Annotated in this window: 13 protein-coding genes; 5 read left to right on the forward strand and 8 right to left on the reverse strand. The window is 48.7% G+C overall.

Annotated elements, in window-relative coordinates; genetic code table 11:
• The first annotated feature begins 27 nt into the window (after positions 1 to 27).
• From LMG33818_RS04990 to LMG33818_RS05000, 3 genes are all read left to right on the forward strand, one after another.
• Complete coding sequence (locus LMG33818_RS04990) at positions 28 to 1467, forward strand: glutamate synthase small subunit GltD family protein (RefSeq protein WP_442322268.1); 1440 nt, start codon at positions 28 to 30, stop codon at positions 1465 to 1467.
• A 391-nt stretch (positions 1468 to 1858) separates the two neighbouring features.
• Entirely contained in the window at positions 1859 to 2584 is a 726-nt protein-coding gene (locus LMG33818_RS04995) for a gamma-glutamylcyclotransferase (protein ID WP_442322269.1), read from the forward strand.
• 267 nt (positions 2585 to 2851) lie between these two features.
• Positions 2852 to 3715, forward strand: a complete 864-nt coding sequence (locus tag LMG33818_RS05000) for an oxaloacetate decarboxylase (protein WP_442322270.1) — start codon at positions 2852 to 2854, stop codon at positions 3713 to 3715.
• A gap of 348 nt (positions 3716 to 4063) precedes the next feature.
• Here LMG33818_RS05000 and ahpF read toward each other — a convergent pair whose 3' ends face one another.
• Both ahpF and ahpC read right to left on the reverse strand, forming a co-directional pair.
• The gene (gene ahpF, locus LMG33818_RS05005; RefSeq protein WP_442322271.1) at positions 4064 to 5620 is read right to left on the reverse strand and encodes an alkyl hydroperoxide reductase subunit F; all 1557 of its coding nucleotides are present in this window, start codon (positions 5618 to 5620) and stop codon (positions 4064 to 4066) included.
• 243 nt (positions 5621 to 5863) lie between these two features.
• Positions 5864 to 6421: an alkyl hydroperoxide reductase subunit C gene (ahpC, locus tag LMG33818_RS05010; RefSeq protein WP_442322595.1), complete on the reverse strand. Its 558-nt coding sequence runs from the start codon at positions 6419 to 6421 to the stop codon at positions 5864 to 5866.
• 574 nt (positions 6422 to 6995) lie between these two features.
• Between ahpC and LMG33818_RS05015 the strand changes: the two genes are divergently transcribed.
• Positions 6996 to 7670, forward strand: coding sequence for a gamma-glutamylcyclotransferase (locus LMG33818_RS05015; RefSeq protein ID WP_442322272.1), 675 nt, complete (start codon positions 6996 to 6998; stop codon positions 7668 to 7670).
• Positions 7671 to 7843: 173 nt separating this feature from the next.
• Here LMG33818_RS05015 and LMG33818_RS05020 read toward each other — a convergent pair whose 3' ends face one another.
• From LMG33818_RS05020 to LMG33818_RS05045, 6 genes are all read right to left on the reverse strand, one after another.
• The gene (locus tag LMG33818_RS05020; protein ID WP_442322273.1) at positions 7844 to 8863 is read right to left on the reverse strand and encodes a branched-chain amino acid aminotransferase; all 1020 of its coding nucleotides are present in this window, start codon (positions 8861 to 8863) and stop codon (positions 7844 to 7846) included.
• A 330-nt stretch (positions 8864 to 9193) separates the two neighbouring features.
• Positions 9194 to 9964, reverse strand: coding sequence for a DUF481 domain-containing protein (locus LMG33818_RS05025; RefSeq protein WP_442322274.1), 771 nt, complete (start codon positions 9962 to 9964; stop codon positions 9194 to 9196).
• A 638-nt stretch (positions 9965 to 10602) separates the two neighbouring features.
• The gene (locus tag LMG33818_RS05030; RefSeq protein WP_442322275.1) at positions 10603 to 11289 is read right to left on the reverse strand and encodes a DUF2076 domain-containing protein; all 687 of its coding nucleotides are present in this window, start codon (positions 11287 to 11289) and stop codon (positions 10603 to 10605) included.
• Positions 11290 to 11704: 415 nt separating this feature from the next.
• Positions 11705 to 12379 (reverse strand): HAD family hydrolase, encoded by a 675-nt coding sequence (locus tag LMG33818_RS05035; protein ID WP_442322276.1) that lies wholly within the window; start codon positions 12377 to 12379, stop codon positions 11705 to 11707.
• Between the two features lie 297 nt (positions 12380 to 12676).
• Complete coding sequence (locus LMG33818_RS05040; protein WP_442322277.1) at positions 12677 to 13126, reverse strand: hypothetical protein; 450 nt, start codon at positions 13124 to 13126, stop codon at positions 12677 to 12679.
• A 242-nt stretch (positions 13127 to 13368) separates the two neighbouring features.
• Positions 13369 to 14580, reverse strand: coding sequence for a benzoate/H(+) symporter BenE family transporter (locus LMG33818_RS05045; protein WP_442322278.1), 1212 nt, complete (start codon positions 14578 to 14580; stop codon positions 13369 to 13371).
• Between the two features lie 426 nt (positions 14581 to 15006).
• On the opposite strand from LMG33818_RS05045, the gene LMG33818_RS05050 reads away from it, so the two are divergent.
• A complete protein-coding gene (locus LMG33818_RS05050) occupies positions 15007 to 16470 on the forward strand; it encodes a SulP family inorganic anion transporter (RefSeq protein ID WP_442322279.1) in 1464 nt (487 codons plus the stop codon).
• The last annotated feature ends 28 nt before the right edge of the window (positions 16471 to 16498 follow it).

The following is a 16498-nucleotide window of genomic DNA, read 5'->3' on the forward strand; positions in this document are numbered from 1 at the left end:
GCAGGATAGATGAGGGAGAAACATCCCATGGCAGAACGTTTATCAAACAATTTTCAGTTTCTGGATGTTGGTCGGCGTGATCCCGAGAAAAAGGACGCCCGCACCCGTGCACGTGACTTCTCGGAAATCTATGCACCTTTTCGCCCTAATGAGGCGGCCTCACAGGCACACCGTTGTTTGGCCTGTGGTAACCCTTATTGCGAATGGAAGTGTCCGGTGCACAACTACATCCCTGATTGGCTGAAGCTGGTCGCCGATGGCAATATCCTTGAAGCGGCAGAGCTTTCCCATCAGACCAACTCACTTCCGGAAGTCTGTGGACGTGTTTGTCCACAGGATCGTTTGTGTGAGGGAGATTGCACACTGAACGATGGTTTCGGTGCAGTAACGATTGGCTCTGTCGAAAAATACATTACTGATACGGCCTTCGCACTGGGGTGGCGCCCGGATATGACCAACGTGGTGCCCACCGGCAAGCGGGTTGCGGTTATTGGTGCCGGGCCTGCGGGAATCGGCTGTGCCGATGTTCTGGTACGTAATGGGGTTAAACCCGTGGTATTTGATCGCTACCCCGAAATTGGAGGCCTGCTGACCTTCGGTATTCCCGAATTCAAGCTTGAAAAGCATATTATTCGCCGGCGCCGTAGTGTTCTCGAAGAGATGGGCGTTGAGTTCCGTCTTAACACTGAAATCGGGCGTGATATCCAGATGCATGAGCTGCTGGAGGAATACGATGCTGTCTTTATGGGCATGGGGACCTACAAATACATGGAAGGTGGATTTCCCGGCGAAGAGCTTAAAGGCGTCCATAAAGCGCTGGATTACCTGATTTCCAATATCAATTATAACCTTGGCTATAGCACGACACCGGCAGATTACATTTCCATGCAGGGAAAACGTGTCGTTGTACTTGGTGGTGGGGATACGGCAATGGATTGCAACCGTACCGCTATTCGCCAGGGAGCACAGAAGGTGATGTGTGCCTATCGTCGTGATGAAGGCAATATGCCGGGATCACGTCGAGAAGTGAAAAATGCACGTGAAGAAGGGGTCGAGTTTCTGTTCAATCGCCAGCCCATTGAAATCTTGAGTGGTAACAATGGTGAAGTGAAAGGTGTAAAACTGGCCCGTACCCGTATGGGGGAACCGGACGAAAATGGTCGGCAACGTGCTGAAGTCGTCCCCGGCTCGGAAGAGTTTATCGAGGCAGATGCTGTTGTGGTCGCTTTTGGTTTCCAGCCCTCGGAAATCAACTGGTTTGAAGACCATAGTGTCGAGATTGACGGGCGTGGCCGTGTAATTGCCGCAGAAGAAGATCTTACCAAAGAACTTCATTTCGCCTTCCAGACCAGCAACGAGAAGATCTTTGCCGGGGGGGATATGGTGCGTGGTTCTGATCTGGTTGTGACGGCCGTGTACGAAGGCCGAAAAGCAGCTGAGGGTATTCTTGATTACCTTCAGGTGTAAGCGGCATCATTTCGATACAAGAAGAAGAGGCTATGGCGCCAACACTTGAAGGATAGAGCGAGCCATTCCACCCGTCATCGATTTTAGTCACGATCAATATCGAAGCATATCAGAGGCCGGAAGAGTATTACCTCTTCCGGCCTCTGCATATTTTGTAAAGTACTGTCTTTTGTAAAGTACTGTCGGTCCGCCCGAGCCTGAGTACGTTATAGGCCTGTCCTCATGCAAAAGTATTATGGCGTGTTGCCGAATTGGTATAATGTGGGGAGTAACGTATAATTTTCCCCGCTGTTTCTCGGCAAAATACTCATTCCCTTTCGTGAATACTGCTGAACCTGACTGTCTTAACAAGTGGGTAAGCTGATTCATTTCGTTTTTCTGACGGTTTTCAATGGAAAAAGAGCACTCTTCCTTTCCGGTACAATCAATCCCCATGACGCGTCATACGCTCATGAACAATCTTGTCCGAGATTATCTGTGTCAGCACTTTCCGAATATTTCATTGGCCAGTGAAGAGGCATTGAAAGTTTCCATCCAGCACATGCTGGATACTCGCCCGGAAGAGGCAGCCCAGCAAGGAGGCGTGTATCTGTTCGCCTATGGATCATTGATCTGGAACCCCTGCGTTGAAGTGGATGACAGGAAAACAGCAAGGCTTTATGGTTATCATAGAGATTTTTGCCTGGAGTTGACGCACGGGCGAGGTTCCCCTGAGCATCCCGGGCTGATGTTGGCTCTCAAACAGGGAGGTTCCTGTCGGGGTGTCGCGATCCACATGCCTGAGTCAAATCTGGCGGAAGAACTCTTGCTGGTATGGCGAAGGGAAATGCTCACCAAAGCGTATTATCCGCGTTGGGTAAAATTGGCGACTGACGATCAAGAAGCTAGCCAAAATGGAAGGTTGTGGGCCATCGTTTTCGTGGCCAATACGCATCATGAGCGTTATGTTACTGATCTTACTGAAGAAACCGTGATACATAAACTAAAGACAGGGTACGGGGTTCTGGGCTCATGTCAGGAATATCTCGCCAATACAATTCATGATTTACGCTCCCTGAATATTCATGATCGGAAACTTGAGCAACTCGCAGCTCGTGTCGAGGCTTCCCGAGTATAGTGCTTTTGGCTCATTACTCTCATAGAGCTCTTTATACGATACTGGTGGTCTCCCTGATAGAGAAGGTGGACGGGGCTTCCTCAATTCCTCCGGGCTGCCTATTATACTGTATCAATCGTTACGCTATAACTTCCTAAAGCATGAAACGTGCCATGATAACGATGGTTTATTACGCGCTGCGCACGGCTGTTAGCAATTAGTAGTATACTATAGCTATATATAACTCAGTATGGCTGAGACTATTTACACTCTGGTAGGAGTTATTTGATGAGTATTCAATCGCAGCATCAACTGCGTGTTCAGTTCAAAGAACTGATGAAAGGCGATAAATGTTTTGATGCAGGCTCGGTTTTCGATCCCATGTCTGCTCGTATTGCTGCCGATCTGGGGTTCGAGGTCGGTATCCTGGGAGGATCAGTCGCTGCACTACAAGTGTTGGCAGCCCCTGATTTCGCCCTTGTTACTCTGAGTGAATTTGTTGAACAGGCGACACGTATCGGTCGCGTGGCTCAGTTGCCTGTGATTGCAGATGCTGACAACGGTTATGGCAATGCACTGAATTGCATGCGTACCGTTACTGAACTCGAACGCTCCGGTCTTTCCATGATTACGCTGGAAGATACCCTGCTACCGGCTCAGTATGGTCACAAGTCTACCGATCTTATTTCTGCCGAAGAGATGGTTGGAAAAATCCGTGCGGCGGTAGAAGCACGCGTTGATCCTGATTTTTCTATCTTTGCACGTACAAACGCCAAAGTATTGAATGATGACTTGCTCATCGAACGCATCAACATGTATCAGAGTGCAGGTGCTGATGGTATTTGTATCGTGGGTATTCGTGATGTGGAGCATCTGGAAAAGATTGCAGCACACGTCAGTGTTCCCTTGATGCTGATCGCCTATGGCAACCCTGAACTGCGTGATCTTGATCGACTGGCAAGCCTGGGGGTTCGTATTGTTGTAAATGGGCACGCGGCCTATTTCGCCTCCATTAAAGCAACCTATGATTGCCTGCGTAAACAGCGTGGGGGCGCAGATTCCGAGCTTTCTGCCAGCGATTTATCGACCAAGTATTCTACTGTCGATGAATATCGTGCCTGGGCAAGTGAATATATGGATGTGAAAGAGTAATGATGTAACAGCAGCTCAATAGGATATGTTTTCTGTTGATGCTGCAGGCTAACAGTACATTATGATCGAAGACCTCGCATGTAATGTGAGGTTTTTTTTGTGTTAAAAAGAAGGGGCGAGAGCGGGAGCAGCAAAAGGGGCGGATGAGAAGAAGCTTGAGAAGGAACTACAGCTAACGGGATGCGTCATCCAAACGTACCATCCGTTGATAGTCTCTTGCTCTTTCATTAAACGGAGAATGCCCGAAAGATGGGGTTTCATCCTTCGGGCATTCAAGCGTTTGTATCAGGTCGATTAATTGTCCGAGCGGTTGCTGCCCGCCAATTTGCCCGGATCAAACAACCTCAATCAAGTAGTACGAATCAGGTTATCAAAGGCAGAAAGAGCAGCTTTGGAACCTTCTCCCATGGCAATAACGATCTGCTTGTAGGGAACATTGGTCACATCTCCAGCACCGTAGATACCCGGGATGGATGTTTGAGCACGTTCATTGATCACGACTTCGCCTGCACGATTAAGCTCGACAGTATCTTTTAGCCAATGGCTGTTGGGAGAGAGCCCAATCTGTACGAAAATACCGTCCAGCGTCAGTGAATGCTCGCTGCCATCGTTACGGTCCTTGTATTCGAGGCCGGTCACTTTTTTACCATCACCGACGACTTCTGTCGTCTCGGCATTGGTAATGACAGTTGCATTGGGCAAGCTATTGAGTTTGCGCTGAAGAACAGCGTCGGCACGCAATTCACTGCCGAACTCAAGCAATGTGACGTGGGACGCCAGTCCAGCCAAATCAATCGCCGCTTCAACCCCTGAGTTGCCGCCGCCGATAACCGCAACCGGTTTCCCTTTGAAGAGTGGGCCATCGCAGTGAGGGCAGTAGGTCACCCCTTTGGTGGTGTAGTCTGCTTCGCCGGGAACATTCATGGTTCTCCAACGTGCGCCACTGGCGATAATCAGCTCATGAGTTTTCAGGCTGGCGCCATTAGCGAATACGACTTCGTGCAAGTCACCTTCCTTCGCTGCAGGAATCAGTTTTTCTGCTGTTTGCAGGTTCATGATATCGACATCGTAATCACGCACGTGCTCTTCGAGCGCAGCTGCCAATTTAGGGCCTTCTGTACGTTTTACCGAGATGAAGTTTTCGATGTCCATGGTATCCAGGACCTGACCGCCAAAGCGTTCAGCAGCGATACCGGTACGGATTCCTTTACGCGCGGTATAAATCGCAGCGGAAGCACCGGCTGGCCCACCGCCGATAACGAGTACATCAAAAGGTGCCTTGGCATTGAGTTTTTCAGCTTCGCGTGCTGCCGCACCAGTATCCAATTGGCCGACAATCTCTTCGAGGCTCATGCGACCTTGCCCAAAACGTTCACCGTTCAGGTAGACCGTTGGTACGGACATGATCTCGCGCTCGGCAACTTCTTCCTGGAAGAGTGCGCCGTCAATCATCGTGTGACTAATGTTTGGATTGAGCACGGCCATCAGGTTCAAGGCCTGAACAACATCAGGACAGTTCTGGCAGGTCAGGGAGATGTAAGTCTGGAACTCCTGTTTGCCCTCAATACTATTGATCTGCTCGATGATCTCTTGTGTGGCTTTGGAAGGATGGCCTCCCACATGCAACAGTGCCAGTACCAGGGAAGTAAATTCATGCCCCATGGGGTTACCCGCAAAGCGAACATGAATATCTTCACCGGGTGTTCCCAGTGAAAAGGAAGGACGGCGAGGGTGATCTCCCTTTTCATCCAGTGATACTTTGTCTGTCAGGCTGGCGATATCCTGCAGCAGAGACAGGATTTCGCGGGATTTATCGCTATCATCCAGAGAGGCCACGATCTCGATAGGACGTGTTACACGCTCCAGATAGCCTTTAAGTTGCGATTTGAGATTGTCGTCTAACATCGGATGGTATACCTCGAAAAACGTCGCATCCTGCGTGGATACGGCCAGCATTTGCTGGAAAGCCAATAGTGTAAGCCCCTGGAATTCAAAACGAATGCCGACTCACCATCCTTACCGGATTTACGGCAAGAGCAGCGTGGTGGACAAGGCTGTTCGGAAATGAAGTAGGTGGGGCCCGGATCAGGCGACTTCGTCATATCCTGACCCGGAAATCATTACGGGGTTATGTATTTGCCCGAAGGATTAGATTTTGCCAACCAGATCAAGAGAAGGAGACAGTGTTTCAGCGCCTTCTTTCCATTTTGCGGGGCAAACTTCACCGGGGTGCTGCGCAATGTACTGTGCCGCTTTAACTTTCTGCAGCAGCTCATCCGCTTTACGGCCCACGCCTTCATCACTGATTTCTACCGCTTTGATGACACCTTCAGGGTTGATCAGGAAAGTACCACGTTCAGCAACGCCATTTTCTTCAATGTAGACATCAAAGTTGCGGGCAATAACAGCAGTCGGGTCACCGATCATCGGATACTGGAGCTTGCCGATTGCGGGTGACGTTTCATGCCAGGCTTTGTGAGTGAAGTGTTTGTCAGTAGAAACACTGTAGATTTCAACACCAAATTTGGTGAATTCATCATAGATATCGGCCAGATCTTCAAGTTCAGTGGGGCAGACAAAAGTGAAGTCAGCCGGATAAAAGAAGACAACTGCCCATTTACCTTTCAGTGTTTCTTCGGTTACTTCCACGAAGTCGCCATTATGAAAGGCTGTTGCTCTGAAGGGTTTGATTTTGGTGTTTAGCAATGACATGTCGCGTACACTCCTGAGAGGTAGTTGTTAGTGATTTGATATTATCGGACGTAATACAACACGAATAATTGATTAGTTGCATGAAGTGGATTGGGTATACCTATCGCTCTCCGATACCTGTTTAGTGTACTGGTAGTGTGACCTCATCTATAGGCATTTTTTGTTGGGATACTTAATTCAGTATGAATATCGACATTTGCTCTTCTTTGTTGATTGAATAATGCTGCTATAGCTCGTTTCCAATGTTATGGCATCTTTGTCCAGAGGGTGAGGTAAGGGCCTGGAGTCTGTCTTGCACAGGAAAGCTACTTATTCAAGGTTATGTTGAACTGCGTTCTTTTTGAATGCATCGTTTTGAATTACGTTTTTTAAATTACTTTTGGATATAAAAAAATATTTTTAAATTCCTTTTTCAAAGTGGTATGCGGCGTTAGGATAATGACAGTCCCATCGGTAAACTTTTTCGTGGGGCCGATGCCTCTATCCCCAGCACGATACTGGCAATTTATCCCTTTTTGGAAGATAGCATGACATTCGGACGTTGATAGGCCACAGAAGAGCAAAGCCCATGATCGAATTATATGACTCCAGCATTCCTCACCCTGCCAATCCTTCCTGGTTGGAGTCTGGTTCGATGCCGTGCTATCCCCCACAGCTACCCCAGTCCCATCTTTATTCTGATGAAGAACTTGATGCATCTATTGCCAGCATGTTGTCACAACAACGAGAGGAAGATATCTGGTTATTCGCATACGGCTCTTTGATTTGGAAACCAGAAGGCCCTTCCGTAGAATGTATGTCAGCGGGCATCAGGGGATTCCATCGAGGGTTGAATCTCTGGTCTCGCATCCATCGGGGAACGCCAGAGCTGCCCGGGTTGGTGCTGGGGCTCGACGAAGGCGGTGAGTGCCGAGGCATGGTTTATCGGTTGCCAAGGGAAAACCTGAGGACCCAACTGAAGTCGCTTTGGCGACGGGAAATGCCGGATGACTCCTATCGTCCGGAATGGCTGGACTGTGCCCTGGATGATGGTCGTCATATTCAGGCGCTGGGGTTCGTTTTGGAACCTGACCGTGGCAACTATGCAGGGTATCAACCAGATTCAGTATTGAAGCAGGTTTTTTCACAGGCACGAGGGAAATGTGGCTCAAGCCGCGACTACCTGTCGAATACACTGAAAGCATTGAGAGCACGTTCCATGCCTGATTTTCAGTTGGAAGCCCTGTTCTCTCGCTGCGCATAATGTTTTCATGCCTTGCATGTGAAAGGCAGGAAAGGAAGGGGAGCGGTAAATTGCGTGGGAGGGCATTGCGCGCATCTTTCCACTTGTTATATCCATAAGAAAAGGGCGTGATTTCATGAATCACGCCCTTTTCCCGTATTCACCAATGCCCTTGCAGGGGCTTGGTCATGACGTTACTTGACCTTGACGATCCAGCCTTCAGGTCCTTCAACATCTCCATACTGAATGCCTACCAGCTCATCGTAGAGCGATTTGGTGACGGGGCCCACATCTGTTTCACTGTAGAACACATGGAAGTCATCCTTGTTCTGGATACCACCGATGGGTGTAATTACTGCGGCTGTCCCACAGGCACCTGCTTCCTTATAGTCCGATAGTTTGTCGATGAAGACGTCGCCTTCCTCAACAGCCATACCACGACGTTTGGCCAGATCCAGCAGCGAATATTTGGTAATACTCGGCAGAATGGAGGGTGATTTTGGTGTTACAAAACGGTCATCGTGAGTAATGGCGAAGAAGTTGGCTGAACCTACTTCCTCGATCTTGGTATGTGTTTCCGGGTCCAGATAGATGCAGTCAGCGAAGTTTTTCTTCTGGGCATCTGCACCGGGGAGCAAGCTTGCCGCATAGTTGCCACCCACTTTTGAAGCCCCAGTACCGTGAGGTGCAGCACGATCATAACTGGAAACAATGAAATTTGTGGGCTTCATGCCACCTTTGAAATAGGCGCCTACCGGTGTCACAAATACGGAGAAAATGAATTCCGGGGCAGAATGAACACCGATGTTATCACCCACACCGATCAGAAACGGACGCAGGTAAAGCGAGCCACCCGTTCCGTAAGGCGGAATATAGGCTTCATTGGCAAGTACAACCTTTTTGCACGCATCAATGAAATCTTCGGTAGAGATGGCCGGCATTAACAATCTTGCACAACTACGTTGCATGCGCGCTGCATTTTGATCCGGACGGAACAGGTTGATACTTCCGTCCTTGCAGCGATAAGCTTTCAGACCTTCGAAACATTGCTGACCATAATGAATGGCGGTAGAGCCTTCACTGATATGCAGTTTGTTGTCTTCGGTTAATGTACCGTTATCCCAACTACCCTCTTTCCAGTACGAGATAAAGCGATAATCCGTTTTGATGTAATCAAAACCCAGTGTATTCCAATCGATGTTGACGCTACTCATGGTGAACCGTCCCGATAATAAACAAGTATCCACTGCAGGGGGAGTCCTCATCGAACCCTACAGATCATTAGAGTACGCATAAACCAGTATCAACTACTTTCGGATCGGGAAGATTGAGCTGGCTGGGAAGCCTACCTTATGGGTGCTTTCCAGTGAATTGCGTATATAGTTATGTTAACGCGTTGTTGTTTTGTATTCCATGAGTTTTTTTGGCGTTTTATTCTAAAAAAATTTATTTAAATGAAACAATGTGCCAATAAAAACCGGCCTTTAAACAAGATGTTTAAAGGCCGGTTTCTTCATTACCTATTCAGATACAGCGAGCTGTCATTAGAAGCCGTAAATGATGGATACTGCCGTAGTGGTATCAGTTTTATGCGTTGCCCCACCATAAGGATGCGTATTGTTTTCGAGACTATAGCTCAGAGCGAGGGTGAAACGACTGTTAATGGCAACATTTAGAGCCGTTACTGAGCTGGTCGTTGTATTTCCTGCTGCAATTTCGGTTGCCAGCTTCTCGGAGAATGTTGCGCTCTTCGAGAACCGGTGTGTATAAGTTGCGGCTCCGTACAGAATAATACGGTTTTTACTGCCAGCCCCGTGGGTGTATACGTCGTGCCTGAAACCGGGACCTACCTCTACAGCCAATGTATTGTTGGGACCAGTCCAGATCTGACGTCCGTAACCCCCGTCCACAATATAGCGATCGCGATAGCCTGAGAAACGATTGCTTTCCCAACTCATTTGTCCAAACAGATAATTGAGTTTGTCCAGGTTGTAACGTGAACGGCCACCCAGACCATAACGTTCACCTGTACGTGAACCACTTGATTTACTGTTGGTCGCATTTGCCCATAGGCTGTAGGACCATGGATTGTGGTACCAGGTTGAGGTAAATGCTGCATTCAAGTTGGAACTGCTACTGTTACCGGAGTTACCCGTATAGCCGGCTTCTGCGTTTCCGACAAAAGGTGATTTTGCGCTCGCAGGGTCATCCAGAACGGTGAAATCGGTGATATCCGCCATGGCAGGCAATGCAGCCCCCATGAGAGACGCGCCCACCAGGAAAAGGGAAGACTTTTTCAAGAGAGTATGTGCCACGACAAGCAATCCTGTGGAAGTAGGTTTGATCTTATGATGGTGTTATCAAGTTTATGTTGCCATAAGGAAACACTGTTTTTAATTTACCATACCTTTATCGCATAAGATATTTTTTACATGATTATGGCGTGATTTTTATGCAATTTCATATTTATAAGCGACTTTTCGCTGATGAGTGGCGAAGATATGACAATTTATCCCGTCTTTGTTGGATCCCCGTGCCAAGTGTAGAATAAAAGGAACACGTGTTTTCATGTATTGATATCAAGCGGATTTTCACGGTAGGCGTGGATAAACATGATTAGCGGCGGCTTGCAAAGGTGCATGCTCAGGCCATATGAGAAGATCCTGCCAAAGGAAAGCTATCGTCGGAAAGAGGGGGAGCTATTGTAGGCAACCCAGTACAGTAGACAAGCTAGTACAGTAGGCATGCTACGTACCAGCATGAGGTTACAATCTAACCAGTTTGTTACCCTTAAAGGATTAACTCTGTTCAAATGGGCAGCAAGTGTATGCGATAGCCGGGTATTATAATAAAACACTCCATGCCAAAGCACAGAGTGTTTGTATTTGATCGCATGGCCGATTTGGTTTGGAAACCGCCCAGTGCGGACAGCAGGAGTGACTAACCGATAGGATTAGAAATAGTCGTCACCGCCGCCAAAATCATCGCCACCGCCGATGTCCTGAGAGTCACCCCAACCACCGGCATCCTGCTGAGAAGCATCGTCATAACCGGCGTCATAGCTACCATCCTGTAGCCCCTGGTCATAACCCTGATCATAACCGGCGTCGCTATTGTTACTTGCGCCATTCACAATGTCTTCACCGTGATGTCCTTCGAACATATTGGTTAGAACATTACCCAATACCATACCTCCCGCGACACCGGTAGCAGTTTGCAGTGCGCCGGACAGGAAGCTTCGCCCACCAGAAGGAGCCGCCTGGGCCTGAGGCTGAGCACTTTGAGTACCCCAACCGGGTTGTGCCGCTTGTGGTTGAGGTGCCGGCCGACTGGGCTGGGCGGATTGCTGGCGGTTACCGCCAAAGATACCCGACAGGAAACCACCGCTGGATTGCTGTGATTGACTCTGCTGGGAGCGAACTTGTTGTTCCAGCGCTTCGACACGTTCAGTCAGACGTTTGAGGGCTGCTTCCTGAATCAGAATGGTCTGCGCCATATAGTAAGGAGCGGCAGGCTGCTCATTGACACGTTTCGTGATCAGCTGATAGGCATTGCTATCACGCGCACCGGTTTGTTTTTCGGTTTGTTCGAGTCGGTCAAACAGACCATTAATGACATTTGCATCGTTATCTGAAGACATCGTTATGCCTCACTTTTCAGGCCCCTGTGAGAGGGCGTGGTATTGATTCTGGTAGGCAAACCTTGAGTTGTATCTTCGTCGGATATCGCTCAAGGCTGCAAGTGTTTCTGCCACTGCCAATGAGAGGACTTTTCTCTCTGCTACAAGTGGCATTTCAGCTGTTCATGGATGCACAATCGATGAGGGTACTTCTTCACCTATAAGACTTTCCAACCATGACTCACCCTAAATTCGATAGCTGTTTTTATTGCATGTTCCAGCGAACATTGCAGTAGCCAAGCGCGAGTATCGGAGCCTGTACACAGCCGGTTTATTTCCTGTTAGAGTCCATATAATGGGACGAGTTCCCTATTGGTTCAGCTGTATCAGGGTTAACCCTGTTTCTTCCCTTATAGATCGTTTGTACACAAGTTAATTAAGTATGGGCACGAATGATCTTTTCAACCATACCCGGTAATTCATTCATATGATGAATCTCATGGGCCCCTTCCAGTGTTTTTTCACGTTCACTGAAGCGGTTGATATGGATGACATGCATACCTGCGGCCAGTCCTGACTTCAATCCCACATCCGCATCATCAATCACAATGCAGTGGTCCGGTGGCGTCTCCAGTTGTTTTGCCGCGTAAAGGAAAAGCCCGGTATCCGGCTTCCAACTACCGACTTCATAAGCAGAATAAAGGTGATCACCGAAATAGGGTGCCAATCCACTAAGCCGCATGGATAAGCGGATTTTTCGTAACGGCCCATTTGAAGCAACGCAGCGGGGAAAATCACTCAGTTTATCTAGGGCTTCCTTGATACCCTCAATGGATTCCAGTTCTCGTTCCATTCTCAGTTCGAGTCGGCTACGCATTTCAGCCTCGAGCCGTTGGCGAGTCTCTTCGTTATCCACTTTGCGACCATTTTCCCTTTCAAGCTGCTCCAGAATAAAAGGGAAGGCCACGCCGCGGTACTCAAGCATGTACTGATTTGCTTCAAAGGGAAGGTCCAACTGGCGAAAGGTGGTTTCCAACTCTTTGGCCAGCAGGGGTTCACTATTCACAAGTGTTCCATCTGCGTCGAAAATCAGGCTCCATCGATCCGCCATGTTTGTCCTCTTGTATTCGCTGATTGTACTTGCCGTTCTGAAAGCGTTGTTATTTCAAAACCTGGCTGTTTCGAAAATCCGGTCGTCTCGGAAACCCAGTCGTTTGAAAACCTGGTTGCTTTACAAGTGTTATTATTTTGAAAATGTAGTTATTTTGAAAATGTAGCTGTTTTGCAAGCGTAGAGTTGAAACGTGAGTAGGGGAGCTCTATTGGCTAGCCGTTCATATCGCGCAGCCCACGAATGGCTGGTTCTGTTGCCAATCGCGGACAGAGTCCTCGTTTACCCCTGAAGCATTCTACTGATTATTGATAATGGCCATGTTGCCTTTCAAGGTGACTGAGGCCGTGAATGGGCCCACATTACATTGGTAGTTTTCACCCTGTATGGTGTGTTGATTGTAATAGCTGCTGATGTTGGTTACTGCATTGGAACCCAGTTCATTGGCACGATTTTGTAAATCAAGCAGCGAGGCGAGGGCTGTTCTGCGGCAAACACTTTGTACATTTTTCAATACACGGCTGGACCTTTCCGTAAAGTAAAAGCCGCCCTGTTGGCTGGATGCCGTGGGGTAAAGTTGATCGCCAAAATAGAGAGTGACAGCGGGTGACAGGCGGTTTTGTGCTTCCGGCATTGCCATTACATCACGGAAGGGCAATGTCAGGGTTTGGTCTGCCACGGCAACCTGTGTGCCCATCATTCCCAGTGCAAGGGTAGCCAGTACGCCAGCCACTTTTGATTTCGACATGTTCAAACTCCTTCGTGAGTCGTGCTTACCCTGTATCAGGTCATTCCCAGTGTCAGGTCATGCATACATGTGATGCAAGATACCCTTACCCACCGAACAGGGCAATTCATAGCGATATCATACGCTAAATTCCTGATTGCTTGTCGAATTGACCACTTTTATTCAGTTTTGATTCATGATTGGCAAGATATGTCGAGCAAGTATCATCATGCATAATGTGACAGCTTCTTCTTGTTACGGTTCTACATCTGTTTTGTCAGAGAAACCGTTTTCTCACTTGTTAAAAGAATGCCTCCTGCCACGACCCCCCAAAACGCAGAGCCAATACCCAACAAAGTGATTCCGGAAAAAGTAGCCAAAAACGTGATGATGGCTGGCAAATGGTGCCTGTCATTCTTTAAAGCCAGCGTTAGTGCATTCCCTAGAGTGGAAAGAAGGGCCAGACCTGCCAATGACTGAATCAAGAGCGGTGGAGTAAGATACACGAATGTTGTGGCATACCCCGCAATGCCACCCAGAAGCAAATAGACGATACCGCCTGTCAGGCTCGCCAGATAGCGTCGTTGCGGGTTGGTTCCGGCTTCGGAGCCTGCACATAGTGAAGCTGTAATGGCTGACAGGTTAATACCATGCCCCCCTACGGGTGCAAGTATTACGCTTACTAACCCGGTCAGGGAAAATGCGCTCCGAACGGGTATCGCATACCCATTGGCTTTCATGACGGCAATACCCGGAACATTTTGCGAGGCCATGGTGACGATAAAGAGCGGTATGGCGATGCCCAGTGCATCGACCCAATCGTAAACAGGGGGTATCCAGGAGAGGTGTGGAACCAACGGCATATTCTCGAACGCGTTGCTGGGGAGTGCGGCAGAAAGCATAATAACCAGAACTGTGGCCACTAATGCCACGAGTACGGCATAGCGCCTTATAAACAGCCATGCCAATAACCAGGAGATAATGATCGGCAATACCCGTGTAGGTATTTGGGCAATTGCATGGATGGGCGCCATACAGAGTTGGGCAAGAATTCCTGCCAGCATGGCACTGGAAAGGGATAGGGGTATACGCGCGATAGCTGTTCGTAGTGGATTCCACAGGCCTGCAATTACAATGAGCAGGCCGGTCATGATGAAAGCCAACACTGCTACGCCAAACCCTCCGTGAGGCATGCCATTTCCCATCAATAGTGCTGCTCCGGGAGTAGACCATGCGATACTGATGGGCTGCTTGTAGCGCAGACTCAGATAAATGGCCAACAGCCCTTGTCCCAGACACAATGCGAATAGCCCTGAAGCCGCCTGTACTGGGGACGCACCCACAGCCGTCAACCCCTGTAGTACAATACTGAAGGAGCTGGCATAGCCTACCACGGAAGCAACAATTCCAGCGATCAATGGGTGTATCCAGCTCGCGAGACGTGTTGGCTCAGATTGATCAGGTATTGTCATCATTGTAATGTCACTCTGGCGGTCCGTTAATGCAGCAGCCTTTATAGGGCAATCGTATGTTAAAAGCAGTGTACAAAGATGCACACGCTTTGCACAAATTGACTATACTAGTAGCGTTTATGTTTGACCCTGTCCCGCCTGTCATTATTCATGGGATTGGTCCCTCTATTAACTATAGCTTTTGTTAATAATTCGAACTTTTATTAATAACCATAGCCTTTCCTTTCGTTCCCAACAGGATCGAGCACAGTATTGACTATGGCGCAGTGCCAACCGGTGAGTAGCTGAAAAGATGGCTGCTCATGGGTAGCCGGTACGCTCGGCAGGCATTGCGCCAGGTGATGACTGTGCTCCTTTTGTTATGCACGAAAAACGTCATGCACAGAATCGTCATGTGTGGAACAAGGGGCACCTAAAAAGGATCTTTAGATGAATTTGTCCGAGTATAGAGCTCAGTGGACACACAAGCCCACGCGTGAAGTGCTGGCCGGTATGGTGGGAACCTTCGCCCTGATACCGGAAGTCATTGCCTTTTCCTATGTGGCGGGTGTGGCACCGGAGGTATCACTCTTTGCCTCATTTGTAATCTCTATCTGTATCGCCTTTGTTGGCGGCCGGGCGGGGATGATTTCGGGAGCCGCAGGTTCTGTTGCGCTGGTGGTGGCGCCTCTGGTGCATGAACACGGTGTTCAGTACATGTTGCTCGCTACTTTATTGGCAGGTGTGTTTCAGATTGTCTTTGGATGGCTGCGTTTGCAATTTGCCATGCGCTTTGTGTCTCAGGACGTTCGTACCGGCTTTGTTAATGCGCTGGCTATCCTGATATTTTCGGCACAGATCCCTCAAATGCTGGGGGTAACATGGCATACGTATATGCTGATAGCGCTTGGGCTTGTCATCATCTATGGGTTTCCCCGTATTACCAACATCATCCCTTCACCGCTGATCTGTATCGTGATACTGACCGTTATTACCGTCATTCATCCCATGCCTGTTCATGTTGTTTCTGACCTGGGGCAATTACCGACAGGCTTGCCACACTTTACCTGGCCTTCGTTACCCTGGACGCTTTCAACATTCGAGACGGTATTGCCTTACGCCATTGCAATGGCAGCGGTCGGTATTCTCGAATCGTTGATGACGGCCGGCGTGGTGCAGGATGTAACGGACACGCCTACCAATGAGCGTCAGGAATGTGTGGGGCAGGGTATTTCCAATATCGCGGTCGGCCTGTTTGGTGGTATCGCGGGTTGCGGCATGGTAGGGCAGACCGTAGGTAACCTGCGTTACGGCGGACAAGGGCGCCTATCCACTTTCACTGCCGGCGCGTTTTTGCTGATTCTGATGGTAGTGCTACATCGCTATGTTGCCATGATTCCGATGGCAGCATTGGTTGCCATTATGATCATGGTATCGATCAGCACATTCAATTGGGGGTCCCTCAAAGCCATTTACAAGGCACCCAAGCTATCCAGTCTGATCATGATCGTGACAGTTATTGTTACCATTCTGACCAAGGATCTGGCCGCGGGCGTTTGCACGGGTGTATTGCTGAGCGGTGTTTTCTTTGCATGGCAAGCCATGAAGCAGGTCAAAATCGAGCGTCTTAAAGAGGGAGATACGGATGTTTATCGTATTCGTGGACAGCTGTTTTTTGCTTCTTCACAACTGCTTAGGGACACCATCGATTTGCATACCTCTGCCAGTCGGGTTGAAATAGATGTTACCAATACGGATATACATGATCTGACCATGGTGCAAACACTTGATGACATTGTTGATCGGCTGCATAAGCATGGTAAACAGGTGACTGTAATTGGATTGCATCGTGATCGTCATGAATTTGTCGCTGAACATGCCAAATCCAGTGTACTGGTCAAGCACGTTAAATAATCTGGTGGTTATCTGAATTCCACTGGTA

This window comes from Cernens ardua (assembly GCF_051251085.1).
In the GTDB taxonomy this organism is placed as follows: Bacteria; Pseudomonadota; Gammaproteobacteria; order Pseudomonadales; family Halomonadaceae; genus Cernens; species Cernens ardua.